Source organism: Burkholderia sp. BDU5, assembly GCF_001522845.1.
Classification (GTDB): domain Bacteria; phylum Pseudomonadota; class Gammaproteobacteria; order Burkholderiales; family Burkholderiaceae; genus Burkholderia; species Burkholderia mayonis.
On record NZ_LOWC01000059.1, the window covers coordinates 1 to 23642 of the forward strand.

The 23642-nt window shown below is 67.9% G+C and carries 19 protein-coding genes and 1 pseudogene; 12 read left to right on the plus strand and 8 right to left on the minus strand.

From position 1 onward, the window contains the following. The coding region (locus WS69_RS30855) for a PAAR domain-containing protein (protein ID WP_197419244.1) at positions 1-105 on the plus strand (105 nt) is incomplete at its 5' end. Positions 106-204: 99 nt separating this feature from the next. Here the strand turns inward: WS69_RS30855 and WS69_RS34685 are convergent. The 5 genes and pseudogenes from WS69_RS34685 to WS69_RS34690 form a co-directional block, all read right to left on the minus strand. Next, positions 205-723, minus strand: a complete 519-nt coding sequence (locus tag WS69_RS34685; protein WP_226382867.1) for a hypothetical protein — start codon at positions 721-723, stop codon at positions 205-207. Beyond that, the gene (locus tag WS69_RS12075) at positions 720-2237 is read right to left on the minus strand and encodes a sensor domain-containing diguanylate cyclase (protein ID WP_059471007.1); all 1518 of its coding nucleotides are present in this window, start codon (positions 2235-2237) and stop codon (positions 720-722) included. Before WS69_RS12075 ends, WS69_RS34685 begins: the two co-directional genes overlap by 4 nt. Positions 2238-2525: 288 nt before the next feature. Further along, complete coding sequence (locus WS69_RS12080) at positions 2526-2984, minus strand: hypothetical protein (RefSeq protein ID WP_059471008.1); 459 nt, start codon at positions 2982-2984, stop codon at positions 2526-2528. A gap of 55 nt (positions 2985-3039) precedes the next feature. After that, positions 3040-3410: pseudogene (locus WS69_RS12085) on the minus strand (amino acid permease); the annotation flags it as partial. Positions 3411-3532: 122 nt separating this feature from the next. Then, entirely contained in the window at positions 3533-8503 is a 4971-nt protein-coding gene (locus tag WS69_RS34690) for a DEAD/DEAH box helicase (RefSeq protein ID WP_059471010.1), read from the minus strand. A 180-nt stretch (positions 8504-8683) separates the two neighbouring features. On the opposite strand from WS69_RS34690, the gene WS69_RS33230 reads away from it, so the two are divergent. Then, entirely contained in the window at positions 8684-8899 is a 216-nt protein-coding gene (locus WS69_RS33230) for a hypothetical protein (protein ID WP_156438077.1), read from the plus strand. A 3-nt stretch (positions 8900-8902) separates the two neighbouring features. Here the strand turns inward: WS69_RS33230 and WS69_RS12095 are convergent, their stop codons facing one another. After that, positions 8903-9412, minus strand: a complete 510-nt coding sequence (locus WS69_RS12095) for a hypothetical protein (protein WP_059471011.1) — start codon at positions 9410-9412, stop codon at positions 8903-8905. Positions 9413-9578: 166 nt separating this feature from the next. Continuing rightward, positions 9579-10097, minus strand: coding sequence for a metal-dependent hydrolase (locus WS69_RS12100; RefSeq protein ID WP_059471012.1), 519 nt, complete (start codon positions 10095-10097; stop codon positions 9579-9581). A gap of 612 nt (positions 10098-10709) precedes the next feature. Here WS69_RS12100 and ggt point away from each other — a divergent pair. Beyond that, positions 10710-12428, plus strand: a complete 1719-nt coding sequence (gene ggt / locus WS69_RS12105; protein WP_059471013.1) for a gamma-glutamyltransferase — start codon at positions 10710-10712, stop codon at positions 12426-12428. Between the two features lie 79 nt (positions 12429-12507). After that, a complete protein-coding gene (locus tag WS69_RS33235; RefSeq protein ID WP_156438079.1) occupies positions 12508-12651 on the plus strand; it encodes a hypothetical protein in 144 nt (47 codons plus the stop codon). A gap of 78 nt (positions 12652-12729) precedes the next feature. Here WS69_RS33235 and WS69_RS12110 read toward each other — a convergent pair whose 3' ends face one another. After that, positions 12730-14295: a TolC family protein gene (locus WS69_RS12110; RefSeq protein WP_059471014.1), complete on the minus strand. Its 1566-nt coding sequence runs from the start codon at positions 14293-14295 to the stop codon at positions 12730-12732. 143 nt (positions 14296-14438) lie between these two features. Between WS69_RS12110 and WS69_RS30860 the strand changes: the two genes are divergently transcribed. The 8 genes from WS69_RS30860 to WS69_RS12145 form a co-directional block, all read left to right on the plus strand. After that, positions 14439-14612 carry a hypothetical protein gene (locus WS69_RS30860; RefSeq protein ID WP_082716138.1) on the plus strand — a complete coding sequence of 58 codons (174 nt, stop codon included), beginning with the start codon at positions 14439-14441 and terminating at the stop codon, positions 14610-14612. A gap of 241 nt (positions 14613-14853) precedes the next feature. After that, the gene (locus tag WS69_RS12115; protein ID WP_059471021.1) at positions 14854-15039 is read left to right on the plus strand and encodes a hypothetical protein; all 186 of its coding nucleotides are present in this window, start codon (positions 14854-14856) and stop codon (positions 15037-15039) included. Positions 15040-15174: 135 nt separating this feature from the next. Then, entirely contained in the window at positions 15175-17298 is a 2124-nt protein-coding gene (locus WS69_RS12120) for a peptidase domain-containing ABC transporter (RefSeq protein WP_059471015.1), read from the plus strand. Beyond that, a complete protein-coding gene (locus WS69_RS12125) occupies positions 17295-18317 on the plus strand; it encodes a hypothetical protein (protein ID WP_059471016.1) in 1023 nt (340 codons plus the stop codon). The genes WS69_RS12120 and WS69_RS12125 overlap by 4 nt, the downstream gene beginning before the upstream one ends. 12 nt (positions 18318-18329) lie before the next feature. Beyond that, positions 18330-19625, plus strand: a complete 1296-nt coding sequence (locus WS69_RS12130) for an HlyD family secretion protein (RefSeq protein WP_059471017.1) — start codon at positions 18330-18332, stop codon at positions 19623-19625. 12 nt (positions 19626-19637) lie between these two features. Beyond that, positions 19638-21146: an OmpW/AlkL family protein gene (locus WS69_RS12135; RefSeq protein WP_059471018.1), complete on the plus strand. Its 1509-nt coding sequence runs from the start codon at positions 19638-19640 to the stop codon at positions 21144-21146. A 513-nt stretch (positions 21147-21659) separates the two neighbouring features. Continuing rightward, entirely contained in the window at positions 21660-22589 is a 930-nt protein-coding gene (gene ppk2, locus WS69_RS12140; RefSeq protein ID WP_059471019.1) for a polyphosphate kinase 2, read from the plus strand. Between the two features lie 309 nt (positions 22590-22898). Next, a partial coding sequence (locus tag WS69_RS12145) for a pyridoxal-phosphate dependent enzyme (protein ID WP_231747125.1) occupies positions 22899-23642 on the plus strand: 744 nt, incomplete at its 3' end.

Sequence of the window (23642 nt, forward strand, 5' to 3'; positions counted from 1 at the left end):
GACGAGAATGTCCGCATTGACGGGCGTGCCGTGGCTTTCGACGGGCACAAGACCTCATGCGGGGCCACGCTCATCTCCTCGATTCCAACGTCCGGCCGTACTTAATGCAGGATGCCGACGAAAAGAAGAGCCGGCAGCGCCCATCGACGAAGGCGGTGAACCGAATTGCCGCCGGCGTTCACCACGCCCGCCGTCGGCGCTCCGTTATGCGCGCTCCTTGCGCGCCTGCGCCACCGTCATCCAACAAAGCACCGCAGCCGCGAGCCACGCGCACGCGAAAAACAACTCGAGATTCTGCAGGTTCTGAAAATTCTCCACGTTCTGATATCGGCATGTCAGATGCGCTCGAAACGGAACGCAGCCCGTCTGGTTGTTGTGGAAAAACGTGAACAGGTGATAGAAACCCAGGACCGTGAAAGCCAGGGCGATTAGTGCGAATTTTCTGGTTTTGCTCATCGCGGGTGTCGTTGATCGAAGCGGCGTCAGATTACTCTTTATCGGACCGGCGAGGAAGCGGATCGGTGGACGCGCCGTCTGTTGCGCGCCGTAATTGCCATGCCCGTCGTGATGAGCGGCGCGAGGGCGATCGTGCTCGGCGGGACCGGCGCATTCATCGCGGGCATCGCGATGGGGCTCGCGCCGTCGCCTTGGCGGATCGTGGTGCCGATCCGCAGGCGCGACCGTTCGCCTGCGCGGCTGGCATGCGCGACGGCTGCGATTCAATATGCCGACGGCGCGAGCGAATCCGCCGCGACGACTCGATCCCTTCCCTCCGTCTTCGCCCGGTACAACGCGCCGTCCGCCGCCCGGACGAACGCGTCGAGCGACGCATGCGTCGAGCGCCGGCTCGTCGCGCATCCGACGCTCACGCTGAAGGGCGGAATCGTATCGGGCGTGCCGGCCGGCATCGCGTCGCGGATGCCCGTGCGGATCGACTGCGCGACCGTCATCGCGCCCGCCTCGTCGGTATCGGGCAGGATCACGACGAATTCCTCGCCGCCGTACCGCGCCGCCAGGCCGCCCGGACGGCGTGCGCGGCGCGCGATGCACGCGGCGAGCCATTGCAGCGCGAGATCGCCTTGCGCGTGGCCATGCGCGTCGTTGTAGCGCTTGAAGTGGTCCGCGTCGATGAAGAGGATCGACAGGCGGCTTTCGTTGCGCTGCAGCCGCTCCCATTCGTTTTGCAGCGCATGATCGAGCGCGCGGCGGTTCTTGAGGCCGGTCAGCGGATCGGTCTGCGACAGCTCGAGCAATCGATCCTGTGCGGCGGCACGGTCGCGGAGCGCGAATGCGAGCAGCCAGACCACGCCGGAAAACGCGATGCTCACGCACGCGGCCGAGATGCCGACGCTGAGCGCGAGCGAGCGCCATGATGCGAGCACGTCCTGTTGGGCGGGCGCGACGATCGCGACCAGCGGCGTGCCCGGAATGCGCTCGAACGTGTAGAGGCGCAGCACGCCGTCGATCGGCGATCGCGCCGCATAGAATCCGGCGTCCTGGTTCGCCATCCGCGGAAAGGTCGGCGATTTCACGACGACGCTCGGCCCGTCATGCGGCAGGTCCGGGTTGCGCGCGACGAGCGTGCCGTCGACGTGAACGATCGCGCTGACGCCGTGCGGGCCGACGTTCAGCTTCGACAGCAGATGCTGGAAGTAGGCGACGTCGATCGCGACGACGGCGACGCCGCCGAACGTGCCGTCGGGCTTGCCGATCCGCCGGCTCAACGCGATCGACTCGACGCCGCCGCGCGTCCGTGACCGGTAGGGCTTGGACACGTACAGCCCCGCGTCGCCGGCCTGCTCGTGCACGAGAAAATAATCCCGGTCCGTGAAGCTGCCCGCGTGCGACGCGCTGCAGCAGCCGTCGACGATATGCCCCTGCGCATCCATCATGCCCATGCCGGTGACGTACTTCGCGGCGGCCGTCCGGTCGAACAGCAGCGCGTGCCGCGTCGCGCGATCGAGGCGCCGGACGTCGGTCTGATGGAGGCCGGAGATCAGCGTGAGCAGCGAGTGATCGGATGCATCGATCGTACGCGCGATGTTGTTGACGACGATCGTCGTGACGTTTCTCGACGTTTCGTGCGCATGCTCGATCGCCTCGTTGCGCGCTGCATTGAGCGTGAGCAGGCTGATCGACAGCACGCCGAACGCCATCAGCGTGCCCAGCGCGCCGACGATCCACGGATGGCGGCCGGTCAGGACGGCGAGGCGGCTGGTCGGGATGCAGGCGATCACGATGCGAGGTTCTTGTACCGAGTTGGGGGCGCGCCGCGCCGGGCTCACGGATCGTCATCGGTGAACGGCGGTGCGGCAGTGCGGCAGTGCGGCAGTGCGCGGACGACGCACCGGTCGCGCTGCGAGCGGAGCGCGTCTTCGAATGCGCGTCGATCGGCGGCTTTCGCGTTATCGGCCGAAGCGGGCGAAACTTTATGTCGATGGCCGGGGCGTTCGGAAGCCGGTGTCCAGGAGCGCGCTGCGGGCGGCCATGTCGCGCATGCGCTCGAGGGTGCGACGGCCTGTCGGTCAGCGTCCCGAATTTCGCGGCGATGTCTCGACGGCATTCAGCGTGCGTCGCCGGATCCAGCTGCTCGCGAGCCGGATCGCGAGCCAGTAAGGCGTCGACAGCAACAGCAGCTTCACGGAACGGTTCGGACAATAAACGAACGTCTCGGTCCTGAGAAGATGGCCGCGCTGCGGCGCGTCGGCGACGCTGAACCGCAACACGAGCTTCGTATCGCGTGAATCGCGGTGGCGTTCGAATGCGTCGGCATCGCGGATCGAAGCGAGCCCGACATTCGGTCGCCAGAACCGGCCGACGAGACCGAGCGACAGCTCGCGCTCGTCGCGTCGCAGGACCGCGAACGAATCGAATCCGAAACGGCGCGCGGCGCCGGATGCGGGCGCCTTCGACCAAGCGTCCGCCATGCGCTTCGGCAACTCGCGAATCGACAGCAGCGTATCGACGACGACGTCGGCGCGCATGTCCGCGCGACTGCGGGCACGCGGCTGTGGGCGTCGCGAGCCGCGGCGGCGGCCTTTACCGCCTCGCCGCCGCTCGCTTGTCCGCCGCCTGAAGATAGCCGATCGCCGCGCCCGTCAGCAGCAGCGGCCAGAGCAGATACCATCCCGTCGTCGCGAGCAGCAGGATCGCCGACAGAAACGCGACGATCGAACTGCGATGCGCGAATCCGCCGCGCGGCAGCAGCTTCGCGGCCGCCGCCGCGCCGAGCACGTAGGCCATCACGAAGTTGCCCGACGTCGCGAGCATGAGCGGCTTCGGGCCCATCCCCGTCGCGACCGTCACGCCGAGCGCGCAGCCCGCCAGCGCCGCGATCACCGCGAGACTGCGCGGGGCGCGTTGCCCGGCTGGCTGCCTCGCGCGAACCAGCAGGGGGCAGCGCGCCGTCCCGCATGCGGCGTCGACGTCGCGGGTGCGGCGAAGCGGCGGCCGTGTCGATGGCGGGGCGCGCGCCGGTGTCGGGCCGAACGTCGCGGCTCAGGCGTTTGCGTCGTCGAGGCAGTCGCGTGCGTCATCGATGCCGCGCGAGCCTCGCGCGCGCGTCGTCCTGCTCGACGGCGTCGAGCCCGCGCGCGTAGACGAACTGTCCGCCGACGAGCGACGCGATCGGCACGCCGTCGCGGAACAGGACCCGGTTGCCCGCGAGCGCGGGCACGCGGTCGCCCGGCAGCAGCGTGCCCGTCAGATTGAGCGGATCGGCGCCGCTCACGCACAGCATCAGCCCTTCGGCCGGCCGGCGGCGGAGGTCGCGCAGGATCGGGATCGCGTCGGGCAGCGCGAACTGCTCGCCCGCGAGGCCCGCGACGAAGCGGCCGCCGCGGATCTCGCCGCGCGCCTCGAGCAGCCGATAGACGGGCAGCAGCTCGCGCCAGCTCGGCATCCATTCGGCTTCGCACGCGAGGATTCGCCAAAACACGACGCCGTAGCGGCGCAAGAGCGTCCGCGCGACGTGCTCGAGCGCGGCCGGCGCAATCGTATGGCGGCCCGTGGGCGGCGGTGCGGCGCGCATCGCGCGGGCCACGCGCGCGTCGCCGAGCGCGACGGTGTCCGCATCGCCGGGATGGCGAGCGTAGCCGCTGCCGCTGCCGTTCTCGACGTCTTCGAACGCGTTTTCGCCGCCGCCGAAATCGACGCGAGTCAGCGGCAGCCGTTGCACGAGCGCCCAGCGTCCCGCGTCGTCCATCCCGCCGATCAGCGCGCCGCCGCGCCGCGTGCGCGACGACCGGTGCGTGCTGCGCTGCGCGGCCGGCTTGATCAGCGCGCGCAGGCCCGCGAAGCTGTCCGCGTTGACGAGGCCCGCCGCGACGAGCTCGCCGAGCGCGCGTTCGAGCTCGACGGGCAACAGGCGCGCGTGCGCGACGAGCTCGTCGAAGAACATCGCGCCGTACGCGGCGAGTGTCGCGCGCACGCGCTCGGCGCGTGCGGACAGCGCCGGCTGCGCGGCCGGATCGCGCAGCGCCTGCCAGACGGCGAGCTCGCGGCGCGGCAGCAGCACGACGGGCGTCGTCTTCACGGGCGCGCTCGCGGCCTTCGCCGGCGCGCCGAGCCGCGCCCACGCGAGCTTGCCCGCGCGGCACGGCTCGTCGAGGCCGCCCATCACGTAGTCGGCGAGCCGCGCGGGCAGCAACTCATCCTCCCATGCGCTCGCGGCCGCCTCGAAGCCCTCGAGCTGATGGACGACCGATGCGAGCGCATCCACGCCCATCCCGCGCGTGTCGGGCGCGACGCGCTGCCAGTGGAACAGGAAGCGCATGAAGTCCGCGAGCTCGACGGGCTCGATCTCGCGTCGCAGCCGCTTCACCGTGTAGCGGTGGATGCGCGCGAGCAGATGCCGCTCGCACCATTCTTCGTCGCGCGCGCCCGGCGTGAAGCGGCCGCGCATCGCGTAGCCTTCGCGCTCGAGCGCAGCGAGCGCGATTGCGACCGACGACGCGGGCAGCGCGAGCGGCGTCGCGAGCGCGTCGGCCGTCAGCGGCCCGAAGCCCGTGAGCCGCGCGCGGATCACGTCGACGAGCGCCGCGTCGGGTTCCCACGGCGCGTCGAAGCCGGGCGGCGGCTCGAGCGGCGGCGCGAGCGCGGCGTCGCCGCCGTATAGCGCGCGCATGCACGCGACGCGCTCGGCCGGTATCCATAGTCCGCGGCCGTCCGCGAGCGCGAGCCGCGCGGCGCGCCTGCGGGCCGCGAGCCGCTCGGCGCACGTGCGCCAGCCGTCGTTCGCGCCGATTTCGCCGTCGGACACGCATGCGAGGCCGACGAGCGCGTCGTGCATCTCGTCGTCGTCGCGCACGAGCGGCCAGGCCTCGTCGCGCACCGAATCGATCGCGCCCGCGTCGAGCGCGCCGAGATCGTCGGCGGATGCCGGATCGCTCCATCGCCGCGCGAGTACGGCCTGCGTGCGGCGCTCTTCGAGCGGCGCGTCGTCGAGGAACGCGTACGGCTTCGCGTTGAGGATCTCGGCCGCGAGCGGCGACGGCGCGGGCAAATCGCGCGCGACGAGCGCGACGCCGCCCGACTCGATCCGCCGCAGCAGCGCGAGCCAGCCTTCGGTGTCCATCGCTTCGTGCAGGCAGTCGTCGAGCGTCTGGTCGACGAGCGGGTGCTTCGGCACTTCGCGCTCGCCGACGATGTTTTCCGCGCACGCGACCTGATCGGGGAACACGGTCGCGAGCAGATCGTCGCTCTTCATCCGCTGCAACTGCGGCGCGACCTTGCGGCCGCCCGCGAAGCGCGGCAGCGCGAGCGAGGTCGTCGCGTTCCAGCGCCAGCGCGCATTGAAGAGCGGCGCGTCGAGGAGCGCCTGGATCAGCACGTGCTCGGCGCTCGCCGGGCGCAGATAGCGCCAGACTTCGTCGAGCGCGAAACTGTGCGCGAGCGACAGCGACAGGATCAGCGCGTCGTCGGTCGCGGCCGCCTGCAGCTCGAAGTTGAACGTGCGGCAGAAGCGCTTGCGCAGCGCGAGGCCCCATGCGCGGTTGATCCGGCTGCCGAACGGCGAGTGGATCACGAGCTGCATGCCGCCCGATTCGTCGAAGAAGCGCTCCATCACGAGCGTGTCCTGCGTCGGCAGCGCGCCGAGCGCCGCGCGCGCGCGCGCGAGGTAGTCGGCGATCTGTCGCGCGGCTGCGGCGTCGAGGCCGAGTTCGCCCGTCAGCCACGCGAGCACGGGCGCGAGTCGGCGCGGTTCGGGGGCGGCTTCGGACGGCGCGGCGTCGATGGATGCGGCGGCGGGCCGCGACGCAGCGGCCGGTGCGGCCGGAGCGGGGAGGCGGGCGGCGGCGCGACTGCGCGATGTGTCGCCGTCCGCGGCGTCCGCAGCCGCGGCGGCGACTTGTCTGTCGCCTTGCGCGAAAGGGGCGGCCTCGCCGTCGCGGGCAAACGGCGTGCCTGCGTCGCCAGGCGACGCGGCGCGCGCGGCGGCAGCGGCTTTGCCGGGCGGCGGCGTGCCGGTTTCCGCGCGCAGCCGCACGCGGGTTCGAGACGCCGGCGAATCGGCGCGCGCGAGCGGCGCATCGCGTCGCGCGCTCGCCGTCGTGCGTGAGGCTGACGGCGCATTCGGCCGCGCATTCCGCGCGTTGTCGCCCGTGCGCGAAACGCCGCCGATCGCGACCGCCGCGCCGGCGTTCTCCGCATCGGCATCGTCCACATCCGCGTCATCGTGCACGCCGCGCGCATCCCCGCGCGCCAGCAGCGCGTCGACATGCGCGCGCAGCCGCGCGACGCCCGCCGACAGCTCGTCGCTGCGCGCGGGCGCCTCACCGAGCCAGAACGGGATGTTCGGCGCCTGCCCATGCGCATCCTCGACGCGCACGCGCCCCGTCTCGATCCGGATGATCCGGTACGACTGGTTGCCGAGCTGGAACACGTCGCCCGCGAGGCTCTCGACCGCGAAATCCTCGTTGACCGTGCCGATGTTCACGCCCTGCGGCTCGAGCAGCACCGCGTAGTCGGCGTTGTCGGGAATCGTGCCGCCCGACGTGACGGCCGCGAGCCGCGCGCCGCGCCGCCCGCGCACCGTGTGCGCGACGACGTCGCGATGCAGGTACGCGGCGCGCGCGCCGCGCCGGCTCGTGAAGCCTTCGGCGAGCATCTTCAGCACGCCGTCGAACTGCTCGCGCGAAAGCGCCGCGTACGGCGCGGCCTGTGTCATGCAGCGATAGAGCGCGTCCTCGTCCCACTCGCGGCACGCAACCTCGGCGACGAGCTGCTGCGCGAGCACGTCGAGCGGCGCGTGCGGGATTCGCAGCAGGTCGAGCTCGCCGCGCCGCACGCAGTCGAGGAGCGCCGCGCATTCGACGAGCTCGTCGCGCGACAGCGCAAAGAGCCGCCCCTTCGGCACGCCGCCGACGCGGTGCCCGGAGCGCCCGACGCGCTGCAAGAACGGCGCGATTCCGCGCGGCGAGCCGAGCTGGCAGACGAGATCGACGTCGCCGATGTCGATCCCCAGCTCGAGCGACGCGGTCGCGACGAGCAGCTTCAGCTTGCCGTGCTTCAAGCGCTGCTCGGCGTCGAGGCGATGCGCCTTCGCGAGGCTGCCGTGATGCGCGGCGATCGCGTCCGCGCCCAGGCGGTCGGCGAGATGGCGCGCGGCGCGCTCAGCCATCCGGCGCGTGTTGACGAACACGAGCGTCGTCCGGTGTGCGGCCGCAAGCTCGGCGATCCGGTCGTAGAGGCGCTCCCACACGTCGTTCGCCATCACCGGGCCGAGCGGCACGGGCGGCAATTCAAGCGCGAGGTCGCGCGTGCGCGTGTGGCCCGTGTCGACGATCGCGCAGTCGAGCGGCGCGTCGCCGCAGCCGCCGACGAGAAAGCGGGCGACCGCCTCGACCGGCTTTTGCGTCGCGGACAGCCCGATCCTCGGCAGCCTGCGGCCGGCGAGCGCGTCGAGCCGCTCGAGCGACAGCGCGAGATGGCTGCCGCGCTTGTTGTTCGCGAGCGCGTGGATTTCGTCGACGATCACGGTGCGCGTGCTCGCGAGCATCCGCCGGCCCGATTCGGACGACAGCAGCACGTACAGCGATTCCGGGGTCGTGACGAGAATGTGCGGCGCATGCTTGCGGTGCGCGACGCGCTCGGCCTGCGTCGTGTCGCCCGTGCGGACCGCGGTGCGGATCTGCGGCGCCGGCAGCCCGCGCCTTGCGATCTCGGCGGCGATGCCGGCGAGCGGCGCGTCGAGGTTCACGTGGATGTCGTTCGACAGCGCTTTCAGCGGCGACACGTAGACGACGAGCGTCTCGTCCGGCAGCGCGCCGTCGTGCGCGAGCGCATCGCGCACCAGATCGTCGAGCGCGGACAGGAATGCAGTGAGCGTCTTGCCGGAGCCCGTCGGCGCGGCGACGAGCGTCGAGCGGCCGGCCTTGATGTGCGGCCACGCGAGCGCCTGCGCGCCGGTCGGCGCGGCGAAGGTACCGGAGAACCAGGCGGCGACGACGGGGTGGAACGCGTCGAGCGCGCTGGCAGCGGGGCGGGGTGTGGTGACGTTCATCGCAACCGTAAATGAGGGCGGGCGCGGGCGTCGCAAGGCCCGGCCCGGCGACACAGTGTGCCAGACGCGCGGGCGGTCTGCAGACAGGGGCGCGGCGCGATGCGCCGTGCGGACCCGGCGGCGGGAAGCGGGGGCAGTCGCTGGATGCGACTAACCGCTGGATCGCGTTTCGCAGGGGACGTGGGCGATCGAGACGGCGCGAGTCATGCGGCGCAGATGGAGGAAATGCGCCGAACACATTGGTTGCGACGATTGGATGGGATTGCGGTTTCGCGTCGTCGGCTGCGTATCGGCGTTGGCGTCGATATCGGCATCGGCATCGGCATCGGCATCGGCAGAGGCGGCATCCGCGCGCGCGATCGCCGCGTCACGGCGATCGCGCGCCGGCGCCGATAGTCGTCAGAACAGCAGTTTCGTCAGCGTGCCGATCGGGTCCGTGAACGCGCTCATCGGATTGACGAGCAGGAGTTGGAGCGTCTCGATCGTGTGCGCAATGATCGCGATCCCGTAGACGATTTTCACGGCGGCGAGCGCCGCCACGACCTGTGCCGCGCGCGCCCAGAAGCGCCGGCCGGTGCGATCGATGTGACGCGCGGCCGCGCGCCAGACGCCGACGATCCACCAGATGTTGAGGAGCGACAGCGCGGCGTCGGCGAAGACGGCGGTCGGGATGGCCGCCATCGCGTGAGCCAGTGAATCGCCGCCCGGCCCTTGATCCAACGCTGAAAATGCGCGGCTCATCAGAAAGTGGCTGCTGATCGTCCGGAGCGCGGAGAGCGGCAACGGGTTCAGCCAGAAGCTGACGGAGAGCGAATAGTCGCCGCGCCAGTGCCGCACGATCCAGCGAAGCGGGCCGAATCCCGGCGCCGGGCGCGTGGCGGACGAAGGCGTCGTGATGTCATCGGTCATGTTCTTGTGTGTTGTCGTGCGAACGATCCGGCCTGATCGTCGAAGGGGGCGGCGGGGCCGCGCCCGCCATTCTACCGGCGGGGATCGCGTCGACCTGTCGGCGTGCGGCGAGCGGGCCTCGCGCGCGAATCCGTCCGCTGATGCGGCGGCGTCGGACGGCGCGGCGTCACACGGTGCGCAGCCAGCCGAGCCAGTGCACGAGCGGCGCCGCGTGTCCCCACGCCGCCTGCGCGATCCACAACGCGCCGGCCCAGGCCGTCGCGACGACGATCAGGTCGCAGTGCCCGCTGTTCCACCAGTTGAGCGAATGGCGCTTCCACAGCCACGGCACGCCGAGCGGATTCGGCCAGTCGGCGATCAGATGGACGAGGCCGCCGCACGCGAAGCCGAAGAGCGGCGCGGCCCAAAGATGGCGATGGTCGAGCGACCGGTAGGCGAAGACGAGCATCGCGACCCACGCGACGCCCCAGTGCGTGACGGTGCGATGCGTGATCCAGAGCCGTCGCGAGCGGCTCCACCAAGCGACTTCGAGCCAGTCGGGCGCGGTGCCGCCCGCGACGCCTGCCGCGAACGCGGCGAGGCTGTGGAGATGCCACGGTCCTGCCGCGCCCGCCTGCCCGACGAGCGCCGCGGCGACGAGACCCGCGGCCAAGCCGCTTGCATGATGTGCTGCGTGTGATGCCATGCCGGTGTTGCGTTGACGCGCCGTGAAATCGAAAAGGGGCGCTATCTTCGCAGATTTGGCGCGCGGCGCGCAGGGGCGGAGAAGAAAAGTTTTCGGCGCGCATCGGGCGAGGCGAACGTGAAATTGCAAGCGACGCGACGCGACGCGATGCGCGCGCGAAGCGGCGGATGCCGCGGATGTCGCAGGCGATGTCGGCATGGCGAGGGCGGTCGCCGCCGAGACACGGAATGCCGTCGAATTTCTCGATGCAACTCACCACCATTGATGATGCTGCTGGCGCGGCGAAGACGCGAACGCAGTCGTTCTGCCGATGCACGGACGGCGTCCATGTGTCATCCGCCAGTGCGTCATGCGTCCAAGCAATCGCCGCTTCGTACGATTCGTGTGCGGCGTCGACGTGCGGTCACGGATCTGCCGTCTGCATCGCCTGTCGTTCGATGTGAATCGCTCGTCATGCGATGCGAGGTCGTTTCCGCGCGTCGTCCGCTCGCTCTGCGTCGGCAGGCTCGCCTACGAAACGTCATTTTTGTATACGCGCGCGGCCGTGCTATAAGCCTATTCATCCGGTTTTCGTGCCCCAATTAGCAAGGAGATCAAAATGGGAGACATGCAATGAACGCAACGAATCGCTTCAAGTCGACGGTGCTCGCCGCGCTCGTGAGCGCAGCCGCGGTCGGCTTCCTGCCGAGCGCGCCCGCCTGCGCGAAAGGTCCGCAGCGCGTCGTGCTGGACGGCTCGGCTGTCGCCGTCGCCGACAAGTACAGCGCCGACGCCGCCGAGCAGATCTTCAAGGAAGGCGGCAACGCGGTCGACGCCGCAGTCGCGATCGCGTTCACGCTCGCCGTCACCTATCCAGAGGCGGGCAACATCGGCGGCGGCGGCTTCATGACCGTCTACATGGACGGCAAGCCGTACTTCCTCGACTATCGCGAGCGCGCGCCGCTCGCCGCGACGAAGGACATGTACCTCGACAAGGACGGCAACGTCGTCAAGGGCATGAGCCTGTACGGCGATCGCGCGGTCGGCGTGCCGGGCACGGTGGCCGGGATGTGGGAGGCGCAGAAGCGCTTCGGCAAGCTGAAGTGGAAGCAGGTGCTCGCGCCCGCGATCCGCTACGCGCGCAGCGGCTTCATCGTCGACGAACAGCTCGCGCAGCGCGGCGTCGACGCGTCGAAGGAGTTCGGCGGCAAGACGAACTTCGATCAATACTTCAGCGGCCTGAAGGCGGGCGCGAACTTCAAGCAGCCGGATCTCGCGGCGGTGCTGACGCGCATCGCGAACGACGGCGCGAAGGATTTCTACGACGGCAAGACGGCCGGCCTGATCGCCGCGTCGATGAAGAAGGACGGCGGCCTGATCACGAAGCAGGACCTCGTGCAATACAAGGCGGTCTGGCGCCAGCCGATCCAGGCGAGCTGGAACGGCTATCGCGTGATCACCGCGCCGCCGCCGAGCTCGGGCGGCATCGGCCTCGTCCAGCTGCTGAAGATGAAGGCGGACCGCAAGGCCGACTTCGACGGCGTCACGCTGAACTCGCCGCAATACGTGCACCTGATCGCCGAGATCGAGAAGCGCGTGTTCGCCGATCGCGCGCAGTACCTCGGCGATCCGGATTTCTACAAGGTGCCCGTCGCGCAATTGACCGACGACGCGTACATCGCGAAGCGCGCGGCCGAAGTGAATCCGGAGAAGCCTTCCGACACGAAGAGCGTGCAGCCGGGCCTCGGCGCGACGATGCCGGAGAAGGCGGAGACGACGCATTTCTCGGTCGTCGACAAGTGGGGCAACGCTGTGTCGAACACGTACACGATCAACGGCTACTTCGGCTCGGGCGTCGTCGCCGAAGGCACGGGCATCGTGTTGAACGACGAAATGGACGACTTCTCCGCGAAGCCGGGCGTCGCGAACATGTTCGGCGTCGTCGGCAGCGACGCGAACGCGATCGAGCCGAAGAAGCGGCCGCTGTCGTCGATGTCGCCGACGATCCTGACGAAGGACGGCAAGGTCGCGCTCGTGATCGGCACGCCGGGCGGCTCGCGGATCTTCACGTCGATCTTCCAGGTCGTCACGAACCTGTACGACTTCAAGATGCCGCTGAAGGACGCGGTGGGCGCGATGCGATTCCACCATCAGCTGTTGCCGCCGAACACGATCTTCTGGGAGCCGTACCACCCGATCGACGGCGAACTCGCGAAGGGCATCGAAGCGAAGGGCTACACGCTGAAGGGCCAGGATTTCAGCGGCGACATTCAGGCGATCCAGATCGACGGCAAGACGCCCGAGGCCGTGTCCGATCCGCGCGGCCGCGGCGTGTCGCGCGTGATCCAGTGAGCGCGTAGCGTCGAAGGCGGAAGCGGCGAGGGCGGCCGCGGCGGCAAACGCGCGGCGCGTCGATCGGCGAGCTTTCCGCATGCGTCGCGGTCGCGCCGCCTTCGCCTTGTTCCTGCTGCTTTTGCGCGTTTATCGCGCCGTCGTCCCGCCGTTCATCGCGGCGCGCGCGGCGAAAACGACGACGTCCCGCTTTCGTCACATGAAGATCATGACATTTCTGTGACGGAAAGCGGGACGTCGCATTCCGACGCGCGCGAGAACGCGGCCGGCGCGCGACGGCCGCGTTCTCGCGGTCAAATGCTCATTCGCTCTTCTGATCCGACGAAACCGCGTTGCTCGTCAGGAAGCTGTCGACCGCCGCGAGCGACTGCTCGTTCAGCGTGCCGAGAATCCCTTTCAGCTTCAGTTGCAGCTTCAGCGCGTCGAGATAGCTTTCGAACAGCTTCTGGCGGATGTTCGAGATGTCGGTGCGCAGGTTGAGCGTCTCGTACGTCGTGCTGTAGCCGACCTGGTGGGCCTTCATCGACGAGTCGTACGCGAGCCGCGCGGCCAGCAGCGACTGCTGCAGCGCGCGGATCCGCGCGCCGATCGACTGCAGTCCCGCGAGCGTCTCGCGATGGTCGGTGCTGAGCTGCTGCTCGACTTCGCGCAGCCGGTTCTGGTATTGCGTCGCGACGTGCTCGGCCTCGACCTGCCGGTAGTGCACGCTGCCGCCCGAGAAGATCGGAATCGTCACCTGCACGCCGACCGCGCTCTGATGGAAATCGGATTTGTCGGTGAGGCCGCGCAGGTTCGGATTGAGCCCGCGCGAATATGACGCGAACAGGTCGACGGTCGGCAGGTGCTCGGCGCCGATGCGCTTCGCGGCGAGCCGCGCGACGCGCAGATCGCGGTACGCCTGCTGATACGACGGATTGTCCTGCGGCTGGTAGTCGCCCGTCGGAATGCGCGGCGACGTGCCGTGCATCGCGAGGCGCGGCCAGCGCGTGAAGTCGATCGCGGAGCCGAGCAGCGTCTCGTAGCGGGCGCGGCGCGCCTCGACGTCGGTGCGCGCGAGCGCTTCGTCCGATTGCGCGAGGCTTCTGCGCGCCTCGATCTCGGCGGTGTCGCCGATCGTCTTCATTCCGAGCTGCGCCATCCTGCGCGTATCGCTTTCGAGGCGCGTGAGCGCGTCGACTTCGTCGTCGGCGAGCTGCAGCTTTTCGCGCGCCGACAGCAGATCGAAGCACGCGTTCGCGACGCGCATGATGAGTTCCTGCTTCGCGACTTCGAGCTGCTGCCGCGCGGACTCCTCGAATTCCCTCGCACGGCTCATGTCGTACAGGTACGGCATGTTGAAGAGCGCCTGTGTGACCTGCGCGGCGCCGTACGCCGCGGTGCTGTTGCCGCTCACGTCGATGCCGAACAGGTTCGCGTGCGTGCCGTAGCGGCCCCATTCGAGCTGTGCGCTCGCCTGCGGCAGCATCTGCGCGCGGGCCTGCGGGTATTTCTGCCGCGCGGCGTCGTATTCGGCCTGCGCCTGCAGGAATTTCGGATCGTTCGAGACGGCGTGCTGATATGCCTCGTCGAGACAGAATGCGCGAGCCGATTCGGAACCAGTGCCGAGCGCGGCGATTGCTGCGCAAACGGTAACGTAAGCCACATTGGCGCGGACTCGAAAGGATTTTGTCGTTAAGTGAAAACCCGCATGCCAAAATTTAGACGAGGCACCCAAATTCGCTGTTTCAAACATCTTCGTCTCCATCTCCTGCCTTGCGTCAAGCCGCCGACGCTGCAAATTAAACGTTTTAAATAATGAGTTGAAACGCATGCATCTTTTTGGTGAATTCCAAAACGTCAAAAACTTATATAAGGCGCGGCCGGCCATCTTGTTTCTGTCTTGAGCGCATGATAGCCTGATTCCGGCTTGTAATCGCAGCGATAAAAAATAAACGTCGTTCGGTTATTTACGGCCATTGGCATTATTAGAGAAGTCTTGACGCCGTCTTTATTCTTTACGAGGAGATAGTTATGAAGGTCATGACGATGGAGCAGGCGAAGGCGATTCACGGTGGCGGTCCGATCAGCTCGCTGGGCACGCTGGCAGCAGCGTCCGGTCCGCTGTTCACGGCGCTCGGCCAGTTCATGCCGACGCTCGGCGGCTATCTGCAGAACCCGAAGAACTACAATAGCAACGGCAAGTAAGCACTAGCCGTTGCATTTGCGCGGGGAGGCGCCCCCCGCGTAAAATAATCTGAATTTCAAGCTGCAAAAACGGTAATCCGTCGTCAATCGAGATATAAAAACATTATTCATTCGTCTCGGTTGGCAATCGGAGGAAATGATCAGGAGACAGTGATGTCGAGGCAGCTCCGGATGGTGTCATCCGCTTTGGCGGATGCGGATTCGGGTCGATGACATCGCTACAAGAGTAAAGGCCACCCCGATGCAAGCCATATCAGAGCAGCAAGCCCGTGCGATCCGCGGTGGAGGTTCCGCCTACGCCAACTCGGCCGCCTACACGGTTTCCCTTGCGAATCAATCGATCGGTCCCGTCGTCAACGGGCTCTTGACCCAATACCAGGCCGAGGCCGTCAACCAATTCAAGATGGCGCTGGGGTCCGGCAGCTAAGGCCGATCCCAGGTATCGCCAGAGCCGCGTTCCGCCGAGGCCGGACGCGGCGTTCACGCCGCGCTCGCGCGATGGCTTCGAGCCAGGCCGCGCCGTGCGCGGGCCGGTATTGTCGTGTCCAGCGATTCGCAAGCTATGTGGTTCAACACCAATAAAGTCAGGCCCATTCTTCAGGACGAGGTGACCGAGTGCGGTCTCGCGTGCCTTGCGATGATCGCGACCTGGCACGGCCGCGACACGACGTTGCGCACGCTGCGCAACCGGTATCCCGTCAAGATCGATTCCGGCCTGTCGTTCTTCGACCTGATGGAGATCGCGAACGACCTCGGAATGCGCGCGCGCGGGCTTCAGTTCGAGGCGAACGAGATCGATGCGCTGAAGCTGCCCTGCATCCTGCACTGGGGGATGAACCACTACGTCGTGCTGACGAAGGTGTGCTACGGCAGCGTGCACATCGTCGATCCGGCGCTGGGCGAGACGAAGCTGCCGCTCGCGCAGGCGCTCGCGCAGATCACGGGCTACGCGCTCGAGCTCAACCCGGACATCGGCTTCAAGCACGTCGGCACGTCCGACAAGATCCATCTGCGCGACTATCTGGCCGGCCTGACGGGCATTCGCAAGAGCATCCTGCTCGGCGTCGCGGGCGGCATCGCCGCGCAGTTGCTGCTGCTGCTCGGGCCGTCGTATGTGCAGTTGACGATCGACGAGGCGCTGAAGAAGACCGACGTCGACATCCTGTACCTGCTGACGATCCTGTTCGGCATCGTGTTCCTGTTCGACACGCTGTACGCGAACCTCGTCGGCAACATCAAGAGCTACCTGCGCAACATCGTGTCGCAGCAGTTGTCGTCGAACATGGTCGGGCATCTCGCGCGGCTGCCGATCAGCTATTACCTGTTCCACAACACGGGCGATTCGATCTCGCGCGTCGCGTCGGTGTCCGAGATCGGCCGCTTTCTCGTCGATGGGCTGATCGGCGGGCTGCTCAATATCTTCACGTGCGTCGTCACGCTCGTGCTGATGCTGTACTACAGCCCGGTGCTCGCCGGCATCAGCCTCGCGGGGATGGTGCTGTTCGCGCTGTCGCGGCTCGCGATCCAGCCGCAATTGCAGGATGCGATGTCGCAGATCCTGACGCGCGGCGCCGAGGCCGACGCGCTCCTGATCGAGAACATCCGCTCCGCGCATTCGATCAAGCTGCTGTCGTCGGAGACGTCGCGCAGCAGCCTGTGGGTGAACGCGTTCACGCAGAAGCTGCAGGCGGTTCGCCAGCAGGAGCGGCTGCAACTGCTGTTCGATGCGATCTCGAAGGGCATCGTCCACATCGAACAGCTGGTCATCGTCACGTATGGCGCGTGGCTCGTGATGCACGGGCAGAGCACGATCGGGATCATCTACGCGTTCATCCAATACAAGAACCTGTTCGCCGACAAGTTCATCGATTCGATCCAGCTCTACGTGCGGCGCAAGGTGCTGCAGGTCCACATGGACCGCGTCGCCGACGTGCTTCAGACCGAAACCGAAGAGCCTGCGCCCGACGCGCCGGTGCGCTCGATCGAGCATTTCGACGGCTCGCTGTCGATCCGTGCGCTGACGTACACACCGAAGGGCGGCCGCCGTGCGATCCTCGAGGACATCGATCTCGACGTGCCGGCCGGTGCGAAGGTGGCGATCGTCGGCCGCACCGGCAGCGGCAAGACGACGCTGCTGAACCTGATCTGCGGGCTCTATCAGTCGACGCCAGGCATGCTGTTCGTCGGCGGCGTCGATCTGTCCGAGGTGAACCTGAGGCTCTACCGCAAACACGTCGCGGCCGTCACGCAGTCGGATCAACTGTTTCGCGGCACGATCCGCGACAACATCACGAACTTCGCGCCCGCGCCGCGCCTGGGCGCGATGCACGAGGCGGCGCGCCTTGCATGCATCGACCGCGACATCGACGTGCTCGACAACCGCTACGACACGCCGCTCGGCGACACGCAGAAGTTCCTGTCGGCCGGGCAGATGCAGCGCCTGTTGATCGCGCGCGCGCTGTACTGCGAGCCGCGACTTTTGATCCTCGACGAATTCTCGTCGAATCTCGATCAGGCGACGACGCACGAGATCTGCCGCAACGTGCTGACGCTGCCGTGCACGATCGTGCTCGTCACGCACGATGCGTCGATCCTGTCGATGGTCGACCGCATCTACGAGATGCGCGACGGCCGCCTCGCCGAGATCACGCCCGAGCGGCAACCGGAGCTGGAGGCGCCAAGATGACGTTGATGCGGCTCTTTCTGTTCAATGCGTTCTCGTATTGCTTTTTCGTGCGGCGCATCTTCAAGCGGATCGCGCTCGGCCGCTCGCCCGAGCGCGGGCTCGGCATGATGCGCTGGTGCGCGGGCGCGTGCCTGCGTCTCTTTCCGTCGATCCGCTGTTCGATCGAGATGTCGGTTAGGCACATGCTGAGCGCGCACCTGAACGACGATCCGGTGCGCATTCGCGGCGTCGCGGACGGCATCGTCCGCGAGCTGTTCGAGGCCGAGGTCGCCGGATTGATGCTGCGCTCGCACAGCATCGCGTCGATGAAGGCGATGCTCGACCGGATGGAATGCGAAGGCGAGCCCGCGCTGCGCGCGGCGCTCGCGCGCGGCGGTCCGCTGATGCTCGCGGGCCTGCACTTCGGCAACCTGATGCTGTTCGTCACGAAGCTGCGGCTGATGATTCCCGAAGACCGCAAGATGATGATCGTGATGCACAAGGACGCGCCGGGTGCGTTCTTCGACGATGCGCTGCGCCTCGTCGAAGAATACGGCGCGGGCAAGATCGAGCTGATCGACATCGAGCAGCGCGTGCATTTGCGCCGGCTCGTCACGGGGCTGCGCAAGGAAGCGCCCGTGTTCCTGCTGTTCTCCGACCTGCACGGCCGCTTCGGCAAGACCAACGCGTGCCGGCTCGGCGGCCGCTGGGTGCGGCTCGCGGGCGGCGGCGTGAAGCTCGCGGTCGAGCACGGCGTTCCGCTCCTCGTGTCGTACGCGACCGGCGTGCCGTTTCGCGACGCGTGCAAGATGCATTTCGTCGAGCTCGACGCGCGGCCCGCGTCGCGAATGCTCGGTGTCGCGGACGAGACGTCGCGCGTCGCGGCGACCCATCAGCGGATCGCCGACAAGCTCGAGGATGCGCTCGTGAAGCAGCCCGAACAGTGGCATTTCTGGGAGCACTTCACGCCTTACCTGATGCCATCACCGTTGCTCGAGCAGAACGCGCGCGCCGCCGCGCAGACGCTGCGCAGCGCCTGACGAGTTTCGCCCATGCCTACCTGGATGACCACCCTGAGAGAGCAGAAGACGCCGCGCAAGCTGACGCGCGGCACGACGTTCGGCGCCGTGATCAACGGCGTCGTCGACGTGCCGGTGTCGATGCGCTTCTTCTGCTATCTGTCGATCGCGATGTTCGCGATGTTCGTCGTCGCGCTCGTTCGTCTGACGTATGCGAACACCGAGAACGTGATGGGCATGCTGACGCCGCGCACGGGCCTGATCGGCGTCGGCGCGCCGCCCGGATGGGCGGTGCGCGAGCTGTACGTCGCGAAGGACCAGCACGTGAAAGCCGGGCAGAAGCTTCTGAGCGTCACGCGCGACACGAGCTTCGTGTCGCAGGCGAACAACGTGCAGGGGATGCGCGAGTCGATCAAGCGGCAGCGCGTCGAGGTCGATCAGCAAATGGGCGCGGCGAAGCTCGAATACCAGTCGACCATCGAGCAGATCAAGCAGCAGATTGCCGCGCTGTCGGAGAGCCGCGCGCTCATCGACAAGCAGATCCAGGACCAGAAGCGGATCGTGTCCGAATACCAGGAACGCCGCGATCGCGTGAAGCAGCTGCTGAACGAGCAGGTCGTCACGCTCGAGCAGTACAACCAGGTGAACACGCAGTACCTGCAGGCGGGCCAGGCGTATCAGGACCTGATGCTGCGCCGCGCCGATCTCGTGAAGAACGCGATGAAGCTGCGCGGCGATCTCGAAACGGTGCAGAGCAAGTACGACGGCTCGAACGCCGAGCTGAAGATCAAGCAGGAAGAGCTGAACTCGAAGGAATACAACATCGACGAGAGCGTCAACCAGGTGCTGTACGCGCCTGCCGACGGGCAGATCGTGCGGCTCGACGTCGTGCAGGGCAGCGTGATCGATCCGCCCGGCACGCGCGTCGTCGAGATCCTGCCCGCGAAAGCGGACGGGCTGATCGCCGAGCTATACATCCCGTCGTCGAAGGCGGGATTCATCAAGCCCGGCCAGGAAGTGAAGCTCGCGTACGGCAGCTATCCGGTCGAGAAGTTCGGCACCTATCGCGGCAAGCTGGTGTCGGTGTCGCCCGTCGCGTTCACCGCGAAGGAGCTGAATCTGCCGACCGACGCGGGTTCGCCGCAGACCTACTTCAAGAGCTGGGTCGAGCTCGCCGACCGCAAGCCGGCATTCGAAGGCACGCCGCTCGCGCTGAAGGCCGGGATGACGCTGCGGGCGGACATCGTGCTCGAGAAGCGCAGCTTGCTCGAATGGCTGTTCGAACCGTTGTATCGGATCCGGCAGCGGATGTTCGGTACGCCCGCGTGACGTTCGATGCAGATGGGTGACAAGCATCGCCGTCAACGAGCGCGCCGTGGCTGGCGCGCCCCGGTGTCCTGCTGGCTTGGCGCGACGCTGCTTGCGTGCGCGTGGTCCGCGCACGCGCAGGACAGCGGCGCGGCGAGATGGCGCGACGGCGCGGACGGCATCGGCTTCTTTCCGGGCGGCGACGCGCCGGGCTTCGGCGCGAGCGCGTGGGGGGCGGTGCCGGGCGGCGCGCGGCGGGAGGCGGCGGGCGCCGCGTCGTCGGACGCGGGAAGCGGCTCGGCGCCGAACGGCGGCGCGGCTGCCGATGGGGCAGCCGCATCGGACGCATCCGCCTCGGACCCGAATGCGCCGCGTCCGCGCAAGCTCACCGAAGAAAAGATCACGCTCGGCCAGCGCGCCGCGCTGCCGCCGGGCGGACTGCGCGCGCGCGCCGAAGGCGACGACGGCATTGGCTTCGCCGACGCGCCGGGCGGCTCGGCGGCGGACGGCGCGTCACCCGCGGCCGCCGCGTGCGGCGACGGCCCGTGCGCGCCGGACAGCGGCGCGCCGCAGCGCCCGCCCGCCGACGCGTCGCCGCGCTTCATCGCCGGCGTGCGCTACGACCGGATGCCGTACGAGCTGCATCCGATCGACCCGGAGATGCTGCCCGACCTGCCGGAGGCGCAGGGCCCGACGCTCCTCGAGCAGTTACAGGGCGACGACAGCAACATGATCGGAATCGGCTGGCACTATGTGCTGTCGACGGGACGCTCGACGCCCGTGACGACGTCGACGGGGGCGCTTGGGATCGGCAGCTTCGTGAATCCGGGCTCCGCGGTGTCGATCAGCAACGCGAACACGCCCGCGTTCACGTTCACCCATTTCTTCGGCGAGCACGTCGCGGCCGAGATCGTCGGCGGGATCCCGCCCGAGCTGACGATGCGCGGCCATGGCAGCATCGGTTTGCCGTTCGACAAGATTTTCCCGGGCGTGCAGGGCCGGCTGCCGCTCGTCGACCTCGGCAACACGCAGAGCAACCCGCTCGGCACGACGCGCGCGTGGCTCGCGTCGACCGTGTTCAAGTATTACCTCGGCAAGCGCGAGGACCGGTTCCGGCCGTATCTCGGCCTCGGCATCAGCTACACGCGCTTTACGAACACGAACCTGAACCCGGTGTTCGCGAACAAGCTCGCATCGCTCGGCGGCCTGCTATCGGCGGGCATCTCGCTCGGCGACCTGCAATCGCTGCTCGCCGATCCGGGCGCGCTCGATCGTCTGCTGCAGGCGGGCGCGAATCTCGTGCTGCCGAACGGCGTCCGCGCGACGGCGAGCGTGAAGAGCGCGTGGACGCCCGTCTTCGTCATCGGCGCGAACTATCAGTTGACGCGGCAGTTGTCGCTGTCGACGGCGCTCTCGTACATTCCGCTGAAGGCGGCGATCACGGTCAACATCAACGATGCGAAGCGGATCCTCGCCTCGAATACGACGACGCTTTCCGCGAACGTCCTGCTCTGCACGATGCTGCTCAATTACCGGTTCTGAGCGGTGTGTCTGCGCGGCGTCGGCCGGCCTGTTCCGTCGGCTGTCCGCGAGCGGCGCTTCGACAGCGGCGCGCTGCAACCGGCGCTCGGCAGGCGCGCCGCCCATGCGCGGACCCGGCGAGCGGTCTGCCGAGAACTGCCTGCTGCAACCGCGCCTCTACGGTCGGATCGTCCGCTGCCGGTTGCCGTCGGCCATTAGCCGTTCGCCGTTTACCGACCGTCTTTCTTCGTTTTCTGACCGCCGGTCGACCATCGCCCGCCGCCCGCCGCCCGCCGCCCGCCGTTCACCGTTCACCGCCCACGGCCCACCGTCCACCGTCCACCGTCCACCGCAACCGCAACCGCAACCGCAACCGCAACCGCAACCGCAACCGCAACCGCAACCGCAACCGGCCGTCCGGCACCGCTCGCAGCCTTTGGCCTCGCGAACACCGGCGCGCAGTCATTCCCGCGACACTCGAGCCTGCGATAATGTCCGCGGAACGCGTCTGCGACGCGCAGCAAGGAGGCCGACATGAGCGAGAAGGAAACACGGCGCGACACGGCGCCGCTGCACGAGCGGCAACGCCGCTTCGAGGAGGATCTCGTCGACGCGTACGACGAAGAGCTCGAGATGGAGCTCGACGATCGTCGCTTCGAAGACGACGAGCCGCTCTTTTCCGCCGAGCGCCGCGAGGCGCGCAAGCACTATTTCCGCGAGCTGTTCCGCATGCAGGGCGAGCTCGTGAAGCTGCAGGACTGGGTCGTGCGCACCGGGCACCGGCTCGTCGTGATCTTCGAGGGGCGCGACGCGGCGGGCAAGGGCGGCGTGATCAAGCGCATCACGCAGCGGCTGAATCCGCGCGTGTGCCGGGTCGCCGCGCTGCCGGCGCCGAGCAATCGCGAGCGCACGCAATGGTATTTCCAGCGCTACGTCGCGCATCTGCCCGCGGGCGGCGAAATCGTGCTGTTCGACCGGAGCTGGTACAACCGCGCGGGCGTCGAGCGCGTGATGAACTTCTGCACCGACGATGAGCACGAAGAGTTTTACCGGTCGGTGCCGGAATTCGAGAAGATGCTCGCGCGCAGCGGGATCCAGATCGTCAAGTACTGGTTCTCGATCACCGACGAAGAGCAGGAAGTGCGCTTCCAGAACCGCATCGACGATCCGCTCAAGCAATGGAAGCTGAGCCCGATGGATCTCGAGAGCCGGCGCCGCTGGGAGGCGTATACGGCGGCAAAGGAGGAGATGCTGATGCGCACGCACATCCCCGAGGCGCCGTGGTGGGTCGTGCAGGCGGTCGACAAGAAGCGCGCGCGGCTCAACTGCATACACCATCTGCTGAGCCTCGTGCCGTACTACGAGATCGAACGCGATCCGGTGCATTTGCCGCAGCGAGAGCATCACGACGACTACATCCGGCGTCCGGTGCCGGCGGATATGATCGTCCCGGAGATTTACTGAGACTGCGGCCGGGCAACCGGCGTCCGCCCCGCAGTGCGGCGGCGCGCGGGCCTATCGGCGAAGGATGTCGGCGAAGGATTGACAAACCGCGCGCGCCGGCTCAAGCTTGCGCACATGAATTCCCGTTGCTTCCGCATTGCGCACATTATTCGCACCATTCATCGAATGGTGGGTTAGCGCGCGTCCGAAAGCAATCACAGCAACCCGCCTCGTGAGGCGGGTTTTTTGTTTCCGTCTCCCGGGCGTCCATTCCCAGGAGAGCATGTCATGCAGTCAGCCGACGCCGTTACGGAAACGCCCGAAACCCGCATGCCCGATGCAGCCGCGACGATCGCGGCCTGCGCGAGCGCACTCGACGATTATCTGAAGCTGATTCTGAACGCGCGCGTCTACGACGTCGCGCGCGAGACGGCGCTCGAGTGCGCGCGGAATCTGTCGGCGCGCGTGCGCAACACGGTCTGGCTCAAGCGCGAGGACACGCAGCCGGTGTTCTCGTTCAAGATTCGCGGCGCGTACAACAAGATGGCGCATCTATCCGCCGACGCGCTCGCGCGCGGCGTGATCACCGCATCGGCGGGCAACCACGCGCAGGGCGTCGCGCTCGCGGCGGCGCGGCTCGGCGTGAAGGCGACGATCGTCGTGCCTCAGACGGCGCCGCAGGTGAAGGTCGATGCGGTGCGCGCGCACGGCGGCGCGTTCGTCGACGTCGTGCAGGCGGGCGAGTCGTACAGCGACGCCTATGCGCACGCGCTGCGCCTGCAGCAGCGCGACGGGCTCGCGTTCATTCCGGCGTTCGACGATCCGTACGTGATCGCCGGGCAGGGCACGGTCGCGAAGGAAGTGCTGCATCGGCATTCGGGGCCGATCCATGCGATCTTCGTGCCGATCGGCGGCGGCAGCCTGGCTGCGGGCGTCGCGGCGTACGTGAAGGCGGTGCGCCCCGAGATCAAGGTGATCGGCGTGCAGACGGACGATTCGTGCGCGATGAAGCGCTCGCTCGCGGCGGGCAAGCGCGTCGAGCTGCCCGAGGTCGGCCTCTTCTCCGACGGCAGC

Excerpts from the sequence above, each read along its gene's own strand:
- WS69_RS12080 (WP_059471008.1), bottom strand. The coding sequence starts at position 2,984 with ATGCGCGCCGACGTCGTCGTCGATACGCTGCTGTCGATTCGCGAGTTG.
- WS69_RS34690 (WP_059471010.1), bottom strand. The coding sequence starts at position 8,503 with ATGAACGTCACCACACCCCGCCCCGCTGCCAGCGCGCTCGACGCGTTC.
- WS69_RS12095 (WP_059471011.1), bottom strand. The coding sequence starts at position 9,412 with ATGACCGATGACATCACGACGCCTTCGTCCGCCACGCGCCCGGCGCCG.
- WS69_RS12100 (WP_059471012.1), bottom strand. The coding sequence starts at position 10,097 with ATGGCATCACACGCAGCACATCATGCAAGCGGCTTGGCCGCGGGTCTC.
- ggt (WP_059471013.1), top strand. The coding sequence starts at position 10,710 with ATGAACGCAACGAATCGCTTCAAGTCGACGGTGCTCGCCGCGCTCGTG.
- WS69_RS33235 (WP_156438079.1), top strand. The coding sequence starts at position 12,508 with ATGCGTCGCGGTCGCGCCGCCTTCGCCTTGTTCCTGCTGCTTTTGCGC.
- WS69_RS12110 (WP_059471014.1), bottom strand. The coding sequence starts at position 14,295 with ATGGCCGGCCGCGCCTTATATAAGTTTTTGACGTTTTGGAATTCACCA.
- WS69_RS30860 (WP_082716138.1), top strand. The coding sequence starts at position 14,439 with ATGAAGGTCATGACGATGGAGCAGGCGAAGGCGATTCACGGTGGCGGT.
- WS69_RS12115 (WP_059471021.1), top strand. The coding sequence starts at position 14,854 with ATGCAAGCCATATCAGAGCAGCAAGCCCGTGCGATCCGCGGTGGAGGT.
- WS69_RS12120 (WP_059471015.1), top strand. The coding sequence starts at position 15,175 with ATGTGGTTCAACACCAATAAAGTCAGGCCCATTCTTCAGGACGAGGTG.
- WS69_RS12125 (WP_059471016.1), top strand. The coding sequence starts at position 17,295 with ATGACGTTGATGCGGCTCTTTCTGTTCAATGCGTTCTCGTATTGCTTT.
- WS69_RS12130 (WP_059471017.1), top strand. The coding sequence starts at position 18,330 with ATGCCTACCTGGATGACCACCCTGAGAGAGCAGAAGACGCCGCGCAAG.
- WS69_RS12135 (WP_059471018.1), top strand. The coding sequence starts at position 19,638 with ATGGGTGACAAGCATCGCCGTCAACGAGCGCGCCGTGGCTGGCGCGCC.
- ppk2 (WP_059471019.1), top strand. The coding sequence starts at position 21,660 with ATGAGCGAGAAGGAAACACGGCGCGACACGGCGCCGCTGCACGAGCGG.